The 15,382-nt window shown below is 41.8% G+C and carries 16 protein-coding genes; 11 read left to right on the top strand and 5 right to left on the bottom strand.

The window, feature by feature from the left end; all coding sequences use genetic code 11:
• Nucleotides 1-37 precede the first annotated feature (37 nt).
• A complete protein-coding gene (locus AC1HJP_RS01165; protein WP_480359788.1) occupies nucleotides 38-1,186 on the top strand; it encodes an exo-beta-N-acetylmuramidase NamZ family protein in 1,149 nt (382 codons plus the stop codon).
• On the opposite strand, the gene AC1HJP_RS01170 is transcribed toward AC1HJP_RS01165, so the two are convergent.
• Complete coding sequence (locus tag AC1HJP_RS01170; protein ID WP_480359789.1) at nucleotides 1,183-2,037, bottom strand: MurR/RpiR family transcriptional regulator; 855 nt, start codon at nucleotides 2,035-2,037, stop codon at nucleotides 1,183-1,185. The two genes, AC1HJP_RS01165 and AC1HJP_RS01170, sit on opposite strands and share 4 nt — an antisense overlap.
• Nucleotides 2,038-2,288: 251 nt before the next feature.
• Between AC1HJP_RS01170 and AC1HJP_RS01175 the strand changes: the two genes are divergently transcribed.
• Nucleotides 2,289-3,662, top strand: a complete 1,374-nt coding sequence (locus AC1HJP_RS01175; protein ID WP_480359790.1) for a Na+/H+ antiporter NhaC family protein — start codon at nucleotides 2,289-2,291, stop codon at nucleotides 3,660-3,662.
• A gap of 10 nt (nucleotides 3,663-3,672) precedes the next feature.
• On the opposite strand, the gene AC1HJP_RS01180 is transcribed toward AC1HJP_RS01175, so the two are convergent.
• The 3 genes from AC1HJP_RS01180 to AC1HJP_RS01190 all read right to left on the bottom strand — a co-directional run bounded on the left by AC1HJP_RS01180 (nucleotide 3,673) and on the right by AC1HJP_RS01190 (nucleotide 5,556).
• On the bottom strand, nucleotides 3,673-4,272 hold the full coding sequence (locus AC1HJP_RS01180; RefSeq protein ID WP_480359791.1) for a hypothetical protein: 600 nt from the start codon (nucleotides 4,270-4,272) through the stop codon (nucleotides 3,673-3,675).
• On the bottom strand, nucleotides 4,262-4,813 hold the full coding sequence (locus tag AC1HJP_RS01185; protein ID WP_480359793.1) for an RNA polymerase sigma factor: 552 nt from the start codon (nucleotides 4,811-4,813) through the stop codon (nucleotides 4,262-4,264). Before AC1HJP_RS01185 ends, AC1HJP_RS01180 begins: the two co-directional genes overlap by 11 nt.
• Nucleotides 4,814-4,920: 107 nt before the next feature.
• A complete protein-coding gene (locus tag AC1HJP_RS01190) occupies nucleotides 4,921-5,556 on the bottom strand; it encodes an energy transducer TonB (RefSeq protein ID WP_480359794.1) in 636 nt (211 codons plus the stop codon).
• A 128-nt stretch (nucleotides 5,557-5,684) separates the two neighbouring features.
• Between AC1HJP_RS01190 and AC1HJP_RS01195 the strand changes: the two genes are divergently transcribed.
• From AC1HJP_RS01195 to csrA, 7 genes are all read left to right on the top strand, one after another.
• Nucleotides 5,685-6,191, top strand: a complete 507-nt coding sequence (locus AC1HJP_RS01195; protein ID WP_480359795.1) for a DUF3087 domain-containing protein — start codon at nucleotides 5,685-5,687, stop codon at nucleotides 6,189-6,191.
• A 74-nt stretch (nucleotides 6,192-6,265) separates the two neighbouring features.
• A complete protein-coding gene (locus AC1HJP_RS01200; protein WP_130255062.1) occupies nucleotides 6,266-6,880 on the top strand; it encodes a GTP cyclohydrolase II in 615 nt (204 codons plus the stop codon).
• Nucleotides 6,881-6,985: 105 nt separating this feature from the next.
• Nucleotides 6,986-7,792, top strand: a complete 807-nt coding sequence (locus tag AC1HJP_RS01205; RefSeq protein ID WP_480359796.1) for a BPSS1780 family membrane protein — start codon at nucleotides 6,986-6,988, stop codon at nucleotides 7,790-7,792.
• On the top strand, nucleotides 7,792-8,253 hold the full coding sequence (locus AC1HJP_RS01210; RefSeq protein ID WP_480359797.1) for a regulatory protein RecX: 462 nt from the start codon (nucleotides 7,792-7,794) through the stop codon (nucleotides 8,251-8,253). Before AC1HJP_RS01205 ends, AC1HJP_RS01210 begins: the two co-directional genes overlap by 1 nt.
• Before the next feature lie 4 nt (nucleotides 8,254-8,257).
• The gene (gene alaS / locus AC1HJP_RS01215) at nucleotides 8,258-10,861 is read left to right on the top strand and encodes an alanine--tRNA ligase (protein WP_480359799.1); all 2,604 of its coding nucleotides are present in this window, start codon (nucleotides 8,258-8,260) and stop codon (nucleotides 10,859-10,861) included.
• Nucleotides 10,862-10,875: 14 nt separating this feature from the next.
• Entirely contained in the window at nucleotides 10,876-12,096 is a 1,221-nt protein-coding gene (locus tag AC1HJP_RS01220; protein WP_480359801.1) for an aspartate kinase, read from the top strand.
• 91 nt (nucleotides 12,097-12,187) lie between these two features.
• Complete coding sequence (gene csrA, locus AC1HJP_RS01225; protein WP_058031817.1) at nucleotides 12,188-12,379, top strand: carbon storage regulator CsrA; 192 nt, start codon at nucleotides 12,188-12,190, stop codon at nucleotides 12,377-12,379.
• 54 nt (nucleotides 12,380-12,433) lie between these two features.
• Here csrA and AC1HJP_RS01230 read toward each other — a convergent pair whose 3' ends face one another.
• The gene (locus AC1HJP_RS01230) at nucleotides 12,434-12,907 is read right to left on the bottom strand and encodes a YcxB family protein (protein WP_480359803.1); all 474 of its coding nucleotides are present in this window, start codon (nucleotides 12,905-12,907) and stop codon (nucleotides 12,434-12,436) included.
• A 439-nt stretch (nucleotides 12,908-13,346) separates the two neighbouring features.
• Here AC1HJP_RS01230 and AC1HJP_RS01235 point away from each other — a divergent pair, with 439 nt between their 5' ends.
• Complete coding sequence (locus AC1HJP_RS01235) at nucleotides 13,347-13,583, top strand: OadG family transporter subunit (protein WP_480359805.1); 237 nt, start codon at nucleotides 13,347-13,349, stop codon at nucleotides 13,581-13,583.
• A gap of 14 nt (nucleotides 13,584-13,597) precedes the next feature.
• Nucleotides 13,598-15,379 (top strand): sodium-extruding oxaloacetate decarboxylase subunit alpha, encoded by a 1,782-nt coding sequence (gene oadA / locus AC1HJP_RS01240; protein ID WP_349287754.1) that lies wholly within the window; start codon nucleotides 13,598-13,600, stop codon nucleotides 15,377-15,379.
• The last annotated feature ends 3 nt before the right edge of the window (nucleotides 15,380-15,382 follow it).

Here is a 15,382-nt window from a genome sequence, read left to right on the forward strand (position 1 = left end):
GGTATGATGCGCATATTATGTCTGAAAGGGTTTTGTTGTGAAAGCCAAGCTATTATTGATTTTAATCTTGTTATTTAGTCCTTTATTAAAAGCACTAGAAGTCGGCGCTGAGCGAGTGCAAACATATTTACCATTATTAAAAGATAAACGCGTTGCTTTAGTTGTGAATCAATCAGCTCAGGTGAAAGGGCAGCATCTACTAGATGTGCTATTAGAGAAGCAAATTGACGTAAAAAAAGTATTTTCTCCGGAGCATGGCTTTCGAGGAAAGCAGGACGCTGGCGCTAAGATCAATGACCAAATAGACGGTAAAACGGGTTTGCCAATTATTTCTTTATATGGAAAATCGAAAAAACCAAAGTTAACTGATTTGGCTGATGTGGATGTCATCATTTTTGATATTCAAGATGTGGGCGTTCGTTTTTACACTTATATCAGCACCATGCATTATGTACTTGAAGCTGCCGCTGAAGCCGGTAAAAAAGTCATAGTATTAGATAGACCAAACCCTAATATCAACTTAATTGATGGGCCAGTTTTAGAGCCTGAGTTTCAATCATTTGTTGGTATGCACCCAATCCCAGTATTGCATGGCATGACAGTTGGAGAGCTGGCAAAGATGATAGTGGGAGAGGGCTGGCTAAACACTGAAAAGCAACCTGACTTAACCGTGGTCGCAGTATCTGATTACGATTTATCCGAGCCGTTTGAGTTACCCATTAAGCCAAGTCCGAATTTGCCGAATAGTCAATCTATAGCGCTTTATCCCTCGTTGTGTTTTTTTGAAGCGACGCCTGTGTCAGTTGGCCGTGGTACCTATTTTCCATTTCAAATATTCGGCCACAATGAAGTGAAGCTGGGTAAATTTGAATTTACGCCCGTCTCGACGCCGGGTGCTGCGCTAAATCCAAAACTGAAAGACACAGTCGCTTATGGTCAAGACCTAAGAGTTCATCAAAGCGCAGGGTTTGACTTAGCTTGGTTTGTGGGTGCTTACAATAAATTTAAGGCAGAAAATAAGGTGTTCTTTAAATATCCAAAGTTTATGGACAAGCTGGCTGGTACAGATAAATTAAGAAAGGCGATGCTGTCAGGGCGGTCTTTAACTGAGATTGAGCAAAGTTGGCAGCCTGAGCTTAAGGGCTTTATGTTGCGCCGCCAACCTTATTTAATATATGAGCGTTAGTTGTGACGAATCGCACGCATATTGTCTGTGGCAAGGCTAGCGCGCTTTTGCCAACGACTGTGAGACTGGGTTAAGCCCAAAAATAACACATCGGTGATCAGTGTGCTTGCGGTACGAGTGAGAATACCCGCATGCTCTACAGGTTCTTTTTCGAAAGCAGTAAACAAGTTTAATTCAGCTTGCTCAGTTAATGCATTGTTTCCGTATTTAGAGATTGAGACCACACAGCATTCATTCTTTGCAGCTTGCTCTGCTAATGTCACGATACTCTTACTGTCGCCAGATGTGCTAATCGCAATAAACAAGTCGTCTTTGTGCATGGTTGCTAAATAAGCCGATGCACTGATTTCATCCACTTGTGATAGCGCCGGTAAGCCAATTTGTTGTAGTTTTAAAGCAAAGTCATTTGCTACTAGATTGCTGCTACCAATACCACAAATCAAAATTTTGCGTGCACTTTTAATTTTTGCAATGACCTGATTAAGATCTTCACTGTGGTTTAATTGTAATGTTTCTTCTAACACTGTGGTTTGGTGTTGGATCAGTTTAGCTGCCAAATCAGTAATAGGATCGTCGCTGTTTGAAGGTAGTCGCTCATTCGTATTTAGTTGTTTTAAGCTTTGTAAGTTTAGGTCATCGACGATAGCCAGTTTAAAGGCAGGAAAGCCCTTATAGCCTAGTTTTTGCGAAAACTTGATGACACTTGATTGGCTCACGCCTGCAGCTTGAGCAAGCTCGATAGATGATAGCGTTCTGATCTGCTGTGCGTTGTCTAGAACAAAATTTGCTAGCTTGGCTTCGCTGGTTGAAAGCTGAGGCAATAAGGCTTTAATTTTCGAAAATGATGACATGATGTTTACTTCTTAGATAACGTTGTACCTATTATAGGGTTTTATCTCAAAAAAGGTAGTACGTTTATTATTGTTATTTCCGATATAGTGTACCACTTTTGGTGAAAGTGTGACAAACGTGTTTTTCTTAAAACGCAAAAGCTTGGTTTTTCAAATATTACTCTTTAAGCTTACTCGTTTAATCGTGCTTAACGAATTACACTTCATTACAGTAATTTGTGGAAAATAATAAACCGCACTTAAGGAAATTTATGTCTTGGTATTCAATTTTACCGCCGCTGATAGCTATATTGGTGGTGTTCTGGCGTAAAGAAGTCATCATGGCTTTGTTATTGGCGGTAATAAGCTCAGAGTTTTTATTGCTATATACGCAAGGGCAGTCTGGGTTACTTACTTTTGTTAACAGCGTTGAACGTGTCATTTCTGTGGCAACGTCAGCAGGAAATAGCCGAATTCTTATATTCAGTATTGTGATTGGTGCACTATTGGCTTATATCCGTGAATCGGGTGGTGTCGCTGCGACGGTTAATAAATTGATGAATCTAGGGGTTGCCAAAAGCAAACGACAAGTTGGATTGCTCACCATGTTTACTGGCACGTCGGTATTTATCGAATCAAATATGAGTGTGTTGACGTCAGGTATTGTTTCACGGGGTTTGTTCGATAAATTTAAAATGAGTCGAGCTCGTTTGGCCTACATCATAGATAGTACCAGTGCGCCCGTTTGCATCCTGATTTTATTGAATGGTTGGGGGGCTTATGTACTTGGGTTATTAAGTAACTACGAGCTTGAACAGTCGGCTGTGAGCATTCTTTGGAGCTCTGTTGCCTTTAACTTTTACGCCATTATTGCGTTACTAATTGTGCTCTACACCATTGTATTCGATAAAGTGCACGGCCCTATGAAAGAAGCCGAGCAACAACTTGAAAAGCAAAACTTAGAAATTGATGCGGGTCCTGCTGCGAGTAAAGCACGTTTTATGTTAATCCCTTTGCTCACTTTAATTGTTAGTATGATTGGCTTTATGTTTTGGACTGGCAATGGCGAACTTGCCAGTGGTAGTGGCTCTAAGTCGGTGCTGTATGCCACAGTGTTAGCCTCTATGGTTGCCTATTTACAGTTAATTGCGCACAAGCAATTCACCCATCACCAGCTTGTTGATATTGGCTTCAAAGGCATGGGGGAGCTATTACCGCTAGTCAGCATTGTTTTGTTGTCTTTGACCTTAGGTGCAAGTTTAAAAGAACTGGGTACAGGACAATTTGTTGCTTCATTGGTTGGTGACTACTTACCTATCTATTTGATTGTGCCAGTTCTATTTTTAACTGGTGCGGTAATGTCGTTTACTACGGGGACGTCTTGGGGCACATTTGCTATTCTTATCCCAATTGGTGTACCGCTCATTCAAGCATTGGGCTTGCCTGCACCACTGGTGATTGGGGCGATTTTAAGTGGTGGTATTTTCGGTGATCACTGCTCGCCTATCTCTGATACCAGCGCGGTCTCAGCACTGGCATCAGGATGTGACTTATTGACGCATGTTAAAACACAATTACCTTATGCGCTTGTCGGTGGGTTTCTTGCATTGTTAAGCTTCTTTGTTGCAAGTCTTATCATGATTTAAGCAAGATAGATTAAGGGCAGCTATAAATGCCCTGGTTTTGATTAAGGGTTGTTAGGTTTACTAGCAGCCCTTTTTTATTGCTAGTAAGGGCTAGCAGCTCACCTTGACGAAGTTGCCCCTCAAGGTTGATATCAGATAAATCTCTCACCAATGACTTTTCAATCTCCAGTAAAGTGTTTTCTTTACAGTCAGCAATTAGTAAAAACTCACTGTTGTTATCAATGATCCGGCCATGGAATGAACGCGCTTGTGCGAGTAATTCTGAATGCTTTGCTTGTATGCTTTCAGGGCTTTGCAATGTGTGATTTCGAGTGACTTGCACTTTATATTGACCATCTTCTTTGCTGTGGTGCTCTATATGTTCGTACTGGGTCAAGTCAAGCGCATACATCTGAGTGGTTTCATTTTCAGGTTGTATCCATAACGCACCTAAAAATAGCAAACCAGCGCAAGCCATTGCCCATTGTGCTTGTTGCCAAAATTTGCTTTGTTTTGGCTGGCGACATTTGGCTTTCATCAGCTCAAGGTCTTGTTTGGTTAAACCCTGCTGTTGCTTACGCTGTTGGTAAGCTTGTTTCAAGGTCTTATCAAAATCATCATTATTCGCCATGGGAGTCTCCTAAACGCTGTTTTAAAGCTTGCTTGGCGTAGCGTAATCTGGTTTTTATGGTTTCTACTTCGCTGTGTGTGATCGTTGCGATTTCTTGTAAGCTGAAGCCTTCTAATTGCAGGCTGAGCGCTTCTCTTTGCAAAAAAGGCAGAGTGAGGAGTGCATCATAAAGTGCGTTTTTTTCATCCGCTGCAGTTTCGTTACTCACAGCTTCATGGTGTTGCTCATCGAGTGAAGATAGACGGTTCTGTTTCTTAAATTCGTCTAGTAAAGCATTACGAGCGATTGAGAATAGCCATGCTTTTGGTGTTTGCTGATCACGGTATAGATGGCTTTTTTCTACAACGGTGAGCCACGTTTTTTGGCAAATATCTTTTGCCAGTTCACGATCGCTTTGTCCACTCAAAAAATGAAACAGGTCTTGGCTATAGGTATTGATTAAAATCTCTATATAGATATCTTCGCCAGTCTGTTTATACGACTCTAGTGGATCTCTGCTGGGTGAAACCTTATGTAACCATGTTTTTAATGCTATCAGCATAGGCACTTTCCCGATTGTTCTTTTCCCTATTGATTGGCTTATTTCGCTGACAAGCCAATCAACTTAACTTATACCAACCCTCTTAATTAAGAGGAGTGGTATTTAGCTTATTGCTGTAATTTGAACTCTAACACAACTTGTAAACCTGTTTGCACTATCGCCTGGCCGTTTTCCATCTTAGGACGGTACTTCCAGCCTTTTAGTGCTCTTAATGCTTCTCGATTAAAAATACGTTTTGGCTCAGCGTTAATAACTTGTACATCAATTACATTGCCTGCTTTATCGATTGAAAATGCCATTTCAACCCAGCCCTCTTTGCCATCACGAGCAGCAACGGCTGGATATTTAGGATCCACCCTGACAATCGGTGTTGCATCGCCATCTTGTGGTGCGAATATTTGCGTGTTGATTGGCGTGCGATCTAATTCTATTACTGGGCCGCCTATACCAATTTGTGGCCCTGCTACCTCAGACGGTACCGATGTTTGTGGTCTTGGCGGCTGTGCTTTCGGTTGTGGCGGAGGTGGTAAAGGCCTTGTTTTAGTTTGTACCTCAGAGTCGGGTCTGTCTTGCATGATCTCTAATTCAAAGGGAGTTTTAACTTCAACGGGGGCTCTTTCTTCACTGCTGATCAAATAATCCATAAAGGCAAATGCAGCCAAGGTCACTATGGCACCGATTACAATTGATGTAGATACTTTAGTCATGGTTTGAGTCGGAGTTGGCATGGTGTAAGTCATCATAATAAGCGCCTCTTTTTTGTTTGCTTATCCCTAAAACGACACAGCAAGAAAAAAGGGGTGAAAAAATTTTAAATTTTTTTATCAACCGTTCCACAGTACAATACGTATAGGTTTGCCGAGGAAGTAATATGCAGTTACAAGAGATTGATAAAACGCGTTATAGAAAACATCTGAATAAAGTGATTTTTGCCTGCATTGCAGCGCTCACAGTGGGCAGTTTAGGTATAGCACAATTGCTGATTTTATTGTTCCCAGATGTTGATGGTAGTCATTTTCATTGGAATTTACTGGGCGTGGTTGTGACTTCAATTGTTATAGGTTTGACTTTAAAAAAGGTTAAGTCGCACCCATTTATGTATGAAGTTGCGTATGTGTGGGATTTAAAGCAAGCACTTAATCGCATCACACGTAAGATGATGGCAATTAAAAAAGCCGCCAAAGAAGGCGATGTTGATGCAATGTTGGCAATGCAGTTTAGTTATTCTGGGTCAAAACAACTTTGGACGCTAGATGACAACACCATCACTATGGAAGACTTGAGTATGTGGCAAGCTGAATTAGATGTATTGGCGCGTGAATATCAAGTTGAATTGGATATTACTAAATACGACGAGCGCATTTTAGCTAAGTTTTAATGGGCTCCTAAATTTCAAGCTATCAAGATTGTGATAGTATAACATTTTTTAAAATTATTAGGTTCGCAAAAGTCGTGGCAGAAGTAAGAGCGAGAGTGAAGCTGAATGTAGGACAGCACAGTCATATTCCTGCAGAAATTGTATCGTTTCATGGTTTACAAGATGGTGAAGAGCACGTTGCTCTAATCTTTAATGAAGCTGATAAGAATGAAGTACCGCTTATTCGTATGCACTCAGAGTGTTTAACGGGAGATGTCTTTCATTCTTCACGTTGTGACTGTGGTGAACAGTTAAATGAATGTATCGAAACCATGCATGAGCAAGGTGGCATCATTTTGTATTTGCGCCAAGAAGGTCGTGGCATTGGCCTTTACAACAAAATCGATGCGTATGTTCTACAGTCGCAAGGTATGAATACCTACGAAGCGAATAACCACTTGGGTTTTGATGACGACTTACGTGATTTCTCAGACGCTGTTTTGATGCTTCAGGCGATGGGCTTAAATCACGTTAAACTTATGACGAATAACCCTCGTAAACTTAATGCGTTAAAAAATGCAGGCATTGAAGTTGATAAGGTCGTGGGGACTCATGCACACATAAAAGACGGTAACCGTCATTATTTAGAAGCGAAAGTGAAGCATGGTTCACACATGTTAGATATGGAAAAAGTACCAGAGAAAAAGTAGCTTTTACCCCCTCTTTTGTATTCGAATGCACAATGCGACCTGCTATGGTCGCATTTTGTGTTTTGATAGGTATAATTCCAGTGTTTTGATTAGTTTTGGGTCTTTATGTCTTCAAAGATAAATGTTTTTAGTGCTTCTGCGGGTCTGCAGTGGTTAAAGCAAGGTTGGAATATATTTAAAACCCAACCGATGACTTTTATGTTTATGTACATCTTTATGATTGTCGTTGCATTGATCCCCTTGGTGCTTCCTCCATTGCAGTTAGTTGCAGCATTTACGGCGCCTTTTTTGACGATAGGCTTTTATTTGGCAGTGATTAGCAAGCAGCAAGGCAAAACCATCAGTCTTGCCGATATACTTAAACCGTTTTCAATCAAAGGCCGTCGTTTAAACTTATTTAGACTTGGCTTATATCAAATGGGCGCAGTGATTTTACTGACATTATTAGCTGACAGTTTATTTTCTGAAACTTTCGCGCTGATGCAGCAGGCAACAGAAAATCACAATCATGAGCAATTATTAGCTGAAGTGATGAATACCCTGTCGATTGGTAACCTTGGTGTATTTTTATTAGCCCATGCTTTGAATTTAATGGCCTTCGCCTTTGCGCTACCTTTAGTCTTTTTCAAAGGTGAAAACCGTATTTTTAAAGCGCTGGGGCAATCTTTAAAGGTGTTTCAAACGAATATGGCACCGCTTACTGTATTTAGCTTAGTGATCGGTGTATTAATGTTGGCAGCAATGCCATTAAGTTTTGTGCCTTTGCTTGTTATCATGCCAGTGGCTTATATTGGCTTTTTCTGTTCATATCAGGCGATATTTCCTGCTGATGATATCAGTGATAATAACAGTCAGGGCGAAAAACAAGCGTCGCAATCAAGCGCAATCAACACAGGCCGATTTGACGCTTAATGGATGAGCAAACAAAGCAAAAACTAAAAAACTACGTGTTGTGGCTGTTAGGTCGTCAAGAGTACTCAAAAAAAGAGCTCGCTCAAAAGCTGAGAATGAAAGATGCGAGTGAAGACTATATTGAACAGCTTTTAAGCTGGTGTGAGTCATTAGGATATATTGATGAGCATCGCTACTGCGAAAGCTTTTTACGCAGGCAAATAAATAAAGGCTTAGGGCAAAAACGTGTTTTGGCCGAAGCAACAAATAAAGGGGTTGATCGAGCCCAGCTAATGGCGCTAATTGAAGAACAAGAAATAGATTGGTTTGAATTAGCCCTAGAGACCTACCAAAGAAAATATGGTTTAGGCGATAAACAATTCGATTATAAAGAAAAAGCCAAACGAGTCAGATACATGATGTATCGAGGGTTTGGCTACGAAGAAATTAATTTTGCAATGCAAGCAACAATAGGTGACTGATCAGATGCAGCAAATGACTACCGCACAGTTAAGGCAAGCGTTTTTAGACTTCTTTGCCAAACAACAACACCAAGTTGTCCCTTCAAGTTCGCTAGTGCCAGGTAACGACGCGACGTTACTTTTCACTAACGCAGGTATGGTGCAATTTAAAGACGTATTTTTAGGTGGCGAAAAGCGCCCTTACACGCGAGCGACAAGCTCACAGCGTTGTGTTCGTGCCGGTGGTAAGCACAATGACCTTGAAAACGTAGGTTACACAGCTCGTCACCATACTTTCTTTGAAATGCTTGGTAACTTCAGCTTTGGTGACTACTTCAAAAAAGAAGCGATTCAATTTTCATGGCAATTTTTAACAGAGGTTGTTCAGTTACCAAAAGAAAAGCTGCTGGTTACTGTGTATCACACCGATGACGAAGCATTCGAATATTGGGCAAAAGATGTTGGTATTCCTGAAGACCGCATAATTAGAATTGATACGTCTGATAACTTCTGGTCTATGGGTGATACAGGACCTTGTGGTCCATGTTCTGAAATCTTCTATGATCACGGAGAGCACATTTGGGGTGGTCCTCCGGGTTCTCCAGAAGAAGACGGTGACCGTTTTATCGAAATCTGGAACCTAGTATTCATGCAGTACAACCGCCATGCTGACGGCACGATGGAGCCATTACCAAAGCAGTCGGTTGATACAGGTATGGGTCTTGAGCGTATTGCTGCAATCTTGCAAGGTGTTCACTCAAACTACGAAATCGACTTATTCCAAAACCTAATTAAAGCTGCAGCTTCTGTGACAAATGCGCAAGACTTAGAAGATAAGTCACTTCGCGTTGTTGCTGATCACATTCGTTCATGTGCTTTCTTAGTGGCTGATGGCGTGATGCCTTCAAACGAAGGTCGCGGTTATGTACTACGTCGTATCATTCGTCGTGCAGTTCGCCACGGTAACAAGCTAGGCGCAGAAGGTGCATTCTTCTTTAAGCTTGTTGCAGCACTTGTTCAAGAAATGGGTGAAGCGTATCCAGAGCTTGCTAAGCAACAAGAAATCATCGAAAAAGTGCTACGTATCGAAGAAGAACAGTTCGGTAAAACACTAGACCGTGGTTTGGCGATTCTTGAAGAAAATCTAGCAGATCTTAAAGGCGATGTGATCCCGGGTGACGTAGTATTCAAACTTTACGACACTTATGGTTTCCCAGCTGACTTAACTGCTGATGTTGCGCGTGAGCGTTTCATGACAATCGATGAGCGCGGTTTCCAAGAGTGTATGGAAGTTCAGCGTAAGAAAGCGCAACAAGCGGGTAAGTTTGGTGCTGATTATAATGAGCAGCTTAAGTCTGAAAAGTCGACTGACTTTAAAGGTTACGATTCAACTCATTACAGTGGTACTGTGGTTGAGCTATTCAGCCAAGGTGAAGCCGTCAATGTATTAGAAGATGGTCAAGAAGGTATTGTTGTACTAGACCGCACGCCATTCTATGCAGAGTCTGGTGGTCAGGTTGGTGATACCGGCTCTTTAAAAGTGGCTGGTGGCGAGTTTGTTGTTACTGACACGACGAAATTAGGTAATGCATTTGCACACCACGGTAAAGTAGTTGGTCGCATTGGTGTTAATGATAAAGCCGATGCACACATTGATGCTGAACGTCGTGAGCGTATTAAAAAGAACCATACAGCGACTCACTTAGTACACGAAGCTTTGCGTCAAGTCGTTGGTGAGCATGTAGCACAGAAAGGCTCATTAGTGATGCCAGATCGTTTACGTTTTGACTTCTCACATTTTGAAGGCGTGACTAAAGCACAGCTTCGTGAAGTAGAAGACCTAGTAAACGCTGAGATCCGTAAGAACTTCTCATTACAAACCGAATTAATGGACATCGACGAAGCGAAAGCAAAAGGTGCGATGGCGTTATTCGGTGAGAAGTACGATGATGAAGTGCGCGTTGTTTCAATTGGTGATTACTCTATCGAATTATGTGGTGGTACACACGTATCACGCGCGGGTGACATCGGTCTATTCAAGATTGTGTCTGAAGGTGGTATCGCAGCAGGCGTTCGTCGTATCGAAGCGGTAACTGGTGAAGATGCGGTTAACTATGTCTCTGAGCAAGAAGCACAGCTAAGCGAAATTGCAGCGCTTGTGAAAGGTGACGCAAGTAACGTACTTGAAAAAGTGGCAGCCCTAATTGAGAAATCTAAAGGCCTTGAAAAGCAAGTTACTCAGCTTAACGACAAGCTTGCAAGTGCAGCTGGTGCGTCATTAATTGAATCTGCCGTTGACGTAAATGGCGTGAAACTATTAGTTGCTAATGTGGCTGGTACTGAATCGAAAGCGCTTCGCGGCATGGTTGATGACCTTAAGAACAAGATGGGTTCTGGTGTTATCGCGCTAGGTGTTGCGAATGGCGATAAAGTAAGTCTAATTGCAGGTGTGACTAAAGATTTAGTTGGCAAAGTAAAAGCAGGCGAACTAGTTAATCACATGGCTGCACAAGTTGGCGGTAAAGGCGGTGGTCGTCCAGACATGGCGCAAGCGGGTGGCTCACAGCCTGAAAACCTTGACGCTGCGCTACAAAGCGTTAATGCATGGGTGAGCGAAAAGACGCAATAATTGCGATGTAACTCGTGGCATTAATTGTTCAAAAATTTGGTGGCACTTCGGTAGGCTCAATTGAGCGTATCGAGGCTGTCGCCGATATCATCATAAAAACCCAACAACAGGGTCATCAAGTCGTTGCCGTTGTCTCTGCAATGTCTGGTGAAACCAATCGTTTAATCTCTCTCGCACATGAAATTGATAGCCGTCCTAGCAGCCGTGAACTCGATGTTTTGGTGACTACTGGCGAACAAGTGACTGCGTCGCTTTTGGCTATGGCCATCATTCGTCGCGGACATCCAGCAATTAGTTTACTTGCCGATCAAATCGGTATTCAAACTGATAACATGTTTGGTAAAGCAAGAATTGAGTCCATCTGTACCGACCGCTTAAATCAAGAAATGGAACATAACCGTATCGTGATTGTGGCAGGTTTTCAGGGGCGAGATCGGGAAGGCAATATTACAACGTTAGGTCGTGGGGGCACAGACACAACGGCGGTTGAGTTAGCGGGCGCCTTGAAAGCGGCTGAATGTCAGATATTCACAGACGTAGATGGGGTTTACACCACAGATCCCCGCATTGAGCCGAATGCGCGTCGTTTAGAGCAAATTACCTTTGACGAAATGTTAGAGATGGCAAGCCTTGGTGCGAAGGTCTTACACTTACGCTCGGTTGAAGCTGCTGGTCACTATCGGTTACCACTAAGGGTGTTATCAAGCTTTTGTCACTCAAAGGGCACGTTAATTACTTACGAGGAGCCAGATATGAACAAAGCCCCAGTTTCAGGTGTGGCTGCTAGTAAAGATGAGGTGTTAATTACCCTTAAGCAGTTACCAAATCAACCACAGATCTTTGCAAGCCTACTCACCGTATTGGCTGATGCGGGCATTGCGGTAGATATGTTGAGCCAATTAAATCACCAACTTGATAAAATAGACTATGCTTTTACTGTGCACAGTAGTGATCATCATCAAGTTGTTGAGCTTTTGACACACCAGCAAGAAAGTCTCGGTTTTGTTGAATTGGCGTGTGATAAGGAAGTGGCTAAAGTGTCTGTGATAGGCATTGGTCTGAAGTCTCATGTAGAAGTTATCGCACAGTTTTATACGGCAATGTCTCACGAGAATATTCGAGCTGACTTAGTGACAACATCCGAAATGAAAATTTCGGCTTTGCTGCCGCAAAAGTACCTAGAATTGGCTGTTAGAGCATTGCACAGCACATTTTTATTGGAAAGTATTGAGTAAAATGGTTTTTTTGCTTACTTTTATGAATACTTTTCATTAAAATGAAATTGACGCGGAATCTTCTAATTTTTGGAATAACAGGAGCAATAGAATGCTAATACTAACTCGTCGAGTGGGTGAAACCCTAATGATTGGTGATGAAGTAACTGTAACTGTACTAGGTGTTAAAGGTAACCAGGTACGTATTGGTGTTAATGCACCTAAAGATGTTTCAGTTCACCGAGAAGAGATTTACATGCGAATTCAGGCTGAAAAGTCTGGTCCTGCTACAGGTAACATCTGATCAGCTTTTAGCGAATAATAAATACCAATTGCATTAAATTGGTCACTAAAGCCACTATTTATTAGTGGCTTTTTTTTGCGATAAAATAAAATCAACCGTTTCGTCATTCAATGCACTTAAAGATAAATATTGTGCACCTCGTAGCGAATAGATAAGTAGACCTCTGTCTGTTTTTATAACTTTTGTGATGTCTTGCCAATTAAACACAAATGACTTGTATGGGTTGGCAGCCTTAATTTTTTCTTCGTCAATTTCAACAATCACATTGGAGCCACTTGCTCTGCTGATCATCTGTCTGGCAACCCACCAAGGACGGCGATAGTAATATGAAATGCATTCAATGACTGCCAAAATGATTAAGAAATTTCCCAAGTAGCCATTCTCTAAACCATAAATAGACACTAAACCAAGCAGGGTTAAAAAACCGACTAACGCATATTTAGGTTTGTTAGCTTTACCAAATTTTTCTGACTCATCAAAGCACTCCTGATAGTAAGGCTTATCAAGGGTAAATTCGTGTTTATACATAGCAACTCATTAATCTTTATTTGCTGCCAATTTTATCAAAAAAGAATGGTGTATGCGTATTTGAAATTTTTTAATGTGAGCTGTCGATGTATGGGTATATTTTTTTATTCAATCATAACGGAGTTTTGCGTAGCGCTTGCTTGGTCTTACCATTTTTTGTCTCTGTTTGTAAAACTTGTTTATGTAACCTCTTTATCACTTTTATTTAAAAATATTTAAATAAACCTACGCTATTTTGAATATTTTTCATATTTATCTCAGTAATTCATTCGTTTAATCAGTATTTTACAGTTAAGTTGTTGCTATCGTTAAAATTTTAATATTGGTATTACCAATTTACAATGTTGTTTACAAGTTGAGCTCGTTTGTTATGATGTTGAATAAATATTTATAAAAAATGATTAATGACGCGAAGCGCGTTGTGAAAAAGGGGGAGAACATGGATATAGGCGCATTGTTGCTAGAGGCAGCCAGCTTAATGCTTACTGGCATGGTTGGGGTTTTTGCCTTCTTATCTATCTTAATTTTTGCTGTAAGCAAGTTATCACTTATCGCAGGTGGTGATGAGCCAGCAAAGCCACAACGTCAAACTACTAAACGCCCAACATCAACAGGCGTATCTAACGCGCACATTGCTGCAATCACTGCAGCTATCGCTCAGTACAGATCAAAATAATAAAGGGGTCCACTATGTCAAAGTTAAAATTAACTGAATTGGTTTTAAGAGACGCACACCAATCATTGCTTGCTACGCGAATGCGCCTAGAAGATATGCTGCCAATCGCAGAGAAACTAGATAAAGCCGGTTATTGGTCTGTTGAATCTTGGGGTGGTGCAACCTTTGATTCTTGTATTCGTTACTTGGGCGAAGATCCTTGGTATCGCATTCGTGCTTTAAAAGAAGCTATGCCAAATACCAAGCAGCAGATGCTTTTACGTGGTCAAAATTTACTGGGTTATCGCCATTATGCCGATGACGTGGTAGAAAAGTTTGTTGAACGTGCACATCATAATGGTGTCGATGTTTTCCGTATTTTCGATGCCATGAATGATGTCAGAAACCTCGAAACTGCGATTAAAGCAGCCATTAAAGTAGGGGCGCACGCGCAAGGCACTATTTCTTATACCGTCAGCCCGGTTCACACTTTAGACATGTGGTTAGATCAGGCGAAAAAGCTTGAAGCCATGGGCTGTCACTCAATTTGTATTAAAGATATGGCAGGTTTATTAAAGCCGTATGATGCCGAAGAGTTGATCACTGAACTTAAAAATACCGTATCGGTGCCAATTGCCATGCAGTGTCACGCGACAACGGGTTTAAGCACAGCGACATACCAAAAAGCAATCGATGCGGGTATTGATATGCTTGATACCGCTATTTCGTCTATGAGTATGACTTATGGTCATAGCGCCACAGAGACCATGGTGGCTATCACTGAAGGCACAGCGCGTGATACAGGTTTAAACCTTGGTGAGCTTGAAGAAATTGCGAGTTACTTCCGTGAAGTTAGAAAGAAATATGCGGCATTTGAAGGTAGCTTAAAAGGCGTTGATGGCCGTATCTTACTCGCTCAAGTACCTGGCGGTATGTTAACTAATATGGAAAACCAGCTTAAAGAACAAGGCGCGGGCGATAAGCTAGATGATGTTCTAAAAGAGATCCCGGCTGTTCGTAAAGACCTTGGTTTTATTCCGCTGGTGACTCCAACATCGCAAATTGTCGGTACTCAGGCGGTACTAAATGTTCTAACTGGTGAGCGTTACAAGACCATCACAAAAGAGACGGCGGGTGTGTTAAAGGGTGAGTATGGTTCGACCCCAGCTGAAGTTGACTCAGAGTTACAACAACGCGTATTAGATGGCGCAGAAGCGATCACGTGTCGCCCTGCTGATTTAATCGATGCTGAGCTTGATAGCCTTGAGGCTGAGCTAGTTGCGAAAGCCAAAGAAGACAACATAGAGTTGGCTGAAGAGCAAGTCGATGACGTGTTAACTTATGCGTTATTCCCGCAAATTGGTCTTAAGTTCCTTAAGAACCGCAATAATCCAGATGCATTTGAGCCGAAACCAACTCTAGTTACCACTGAAAAGCCTGCACCTGCTGCAAAACCGGCTTCTCCACAAAAACAATCAACAGAGCGTTACAGCGTGCAAGTTGACGGCAAAGTTTATGATGTTGTCGTTGCACCAGGTGGTGAACTTAAAGAAGTACAAGTCAAAGATAGTGAGCTTATTCCACAGTCAGCATCGGTCAGTACGAGCGAAACGCTCAATGCACCGCTTGCCGGTAACATCTTTAAGTTATTGGTGCGTGCAGGTGATGCAGTCGCTGAAGGCGATGTAGTCATGATCATGGAAGCCATGAAGATGGAAACAGAAGTGCGTGCGACGCACAGCGGTACGGTTGCAAATGTCTTAGTCTCTGAAGGTGACTCTGTCGCAACGGGCGATGCCATGATTGAGCTTGCATAGGAG

This window comes from Pseudoalteromonas sp. NFXS53, assembly GCF_056629255.1.

Bases quoted from the DNA above. Each gene is read 5' to 3' on its own strand.
- AC1HJP_RS01170 (WP_480359789.1), bottom strand. From the start codon at position 2,037: ATGTCATCATTTTCGAAAATTAAAGCCTTATTGCCTCAGCTTTCAACC.
- AC1HJP_RS01175 (WP_480359790.1), top strand. From the start codon at position 2,289: ATGTCTTGGTATTCAATTTTACCGCCGCTGATAGCTATATTGGTGGTG.
- AC1HJP_RS01180 (WP_480359791.1), bottom strand. From the start codon at position 4,272: ATGGCGAATAATGATGATTTTGATAAGACCTTGAAACAAGCTTACCAA.
- AC1HJP_RS01185 (WP_480359793.1), bottom strand. From the start codon at position 4,813: ATGCTGATAGCATTAAAAACATGGTTACATAAGGTTTCACCCAGCAGA.
- AC1HJP_RS01190 (WP_480359794.1), bottom strand. From the start codon at position 5,556: ATGATGACTTACACCATGCCAACTCCGACTCAAACCATGACTAAAGTA.
- AC1HJP_RS01195 (WP_480359795.1), top strand. From the start codon at position 5,685: ATGCAGTTACAAGAGATTGATAAAACGCGTTATAGAAAACATCTGAAT.
- AC1HJP_RS01205 (WP_480359796.1), top strand. From the start codon at position 6,986: ATGTCTTCAAAGATAAATGTTTTTAGTGCTTCTGCGGGTCTGCAGTGG.
- AC1HJP_RS01210 (WP_480359797.1), top strand. From the start codon at position 7,792: ATGGATGAGCAAACAAAGCAAAAACTAAAAAACTACGTGTTGTGGCTG.
- alaS (WP_480359799.1), top strand. From the start codon at position 8,258: ATGCAGCAAATGACTACCGCACAGTTAAGGCAAGCGTTTTTAGACTTC.
- csrA (WP_058031817.1), top strand. From the start codon at position 12,188: ATGCTAATACTAACTCGTCGAGTGGGTGAAACCCTAATGATTGGTGAT.
- AC1HJP_RS01230 (WP_480359803.1), bottom strand. From the start codon at position 12,907: ATGTATAAACACGAATTTACCCTTGATAAGCCTTACTATCAGGAGTGC.
- AC1HJP_RS01235 (WP_480359805.1), top strand. From the start codon at position 13,347: ATGGATATAGGCGCATTGTTGCTAGAGGCAGCCAGCTTAATGCTTACT.
- oadA (WP_349287754.1), top strand. From the start codon at position 13,598: ATGTCAAAGTTAAAATTAACTGAATTGGTTTTAAGAGACGCACACCAA.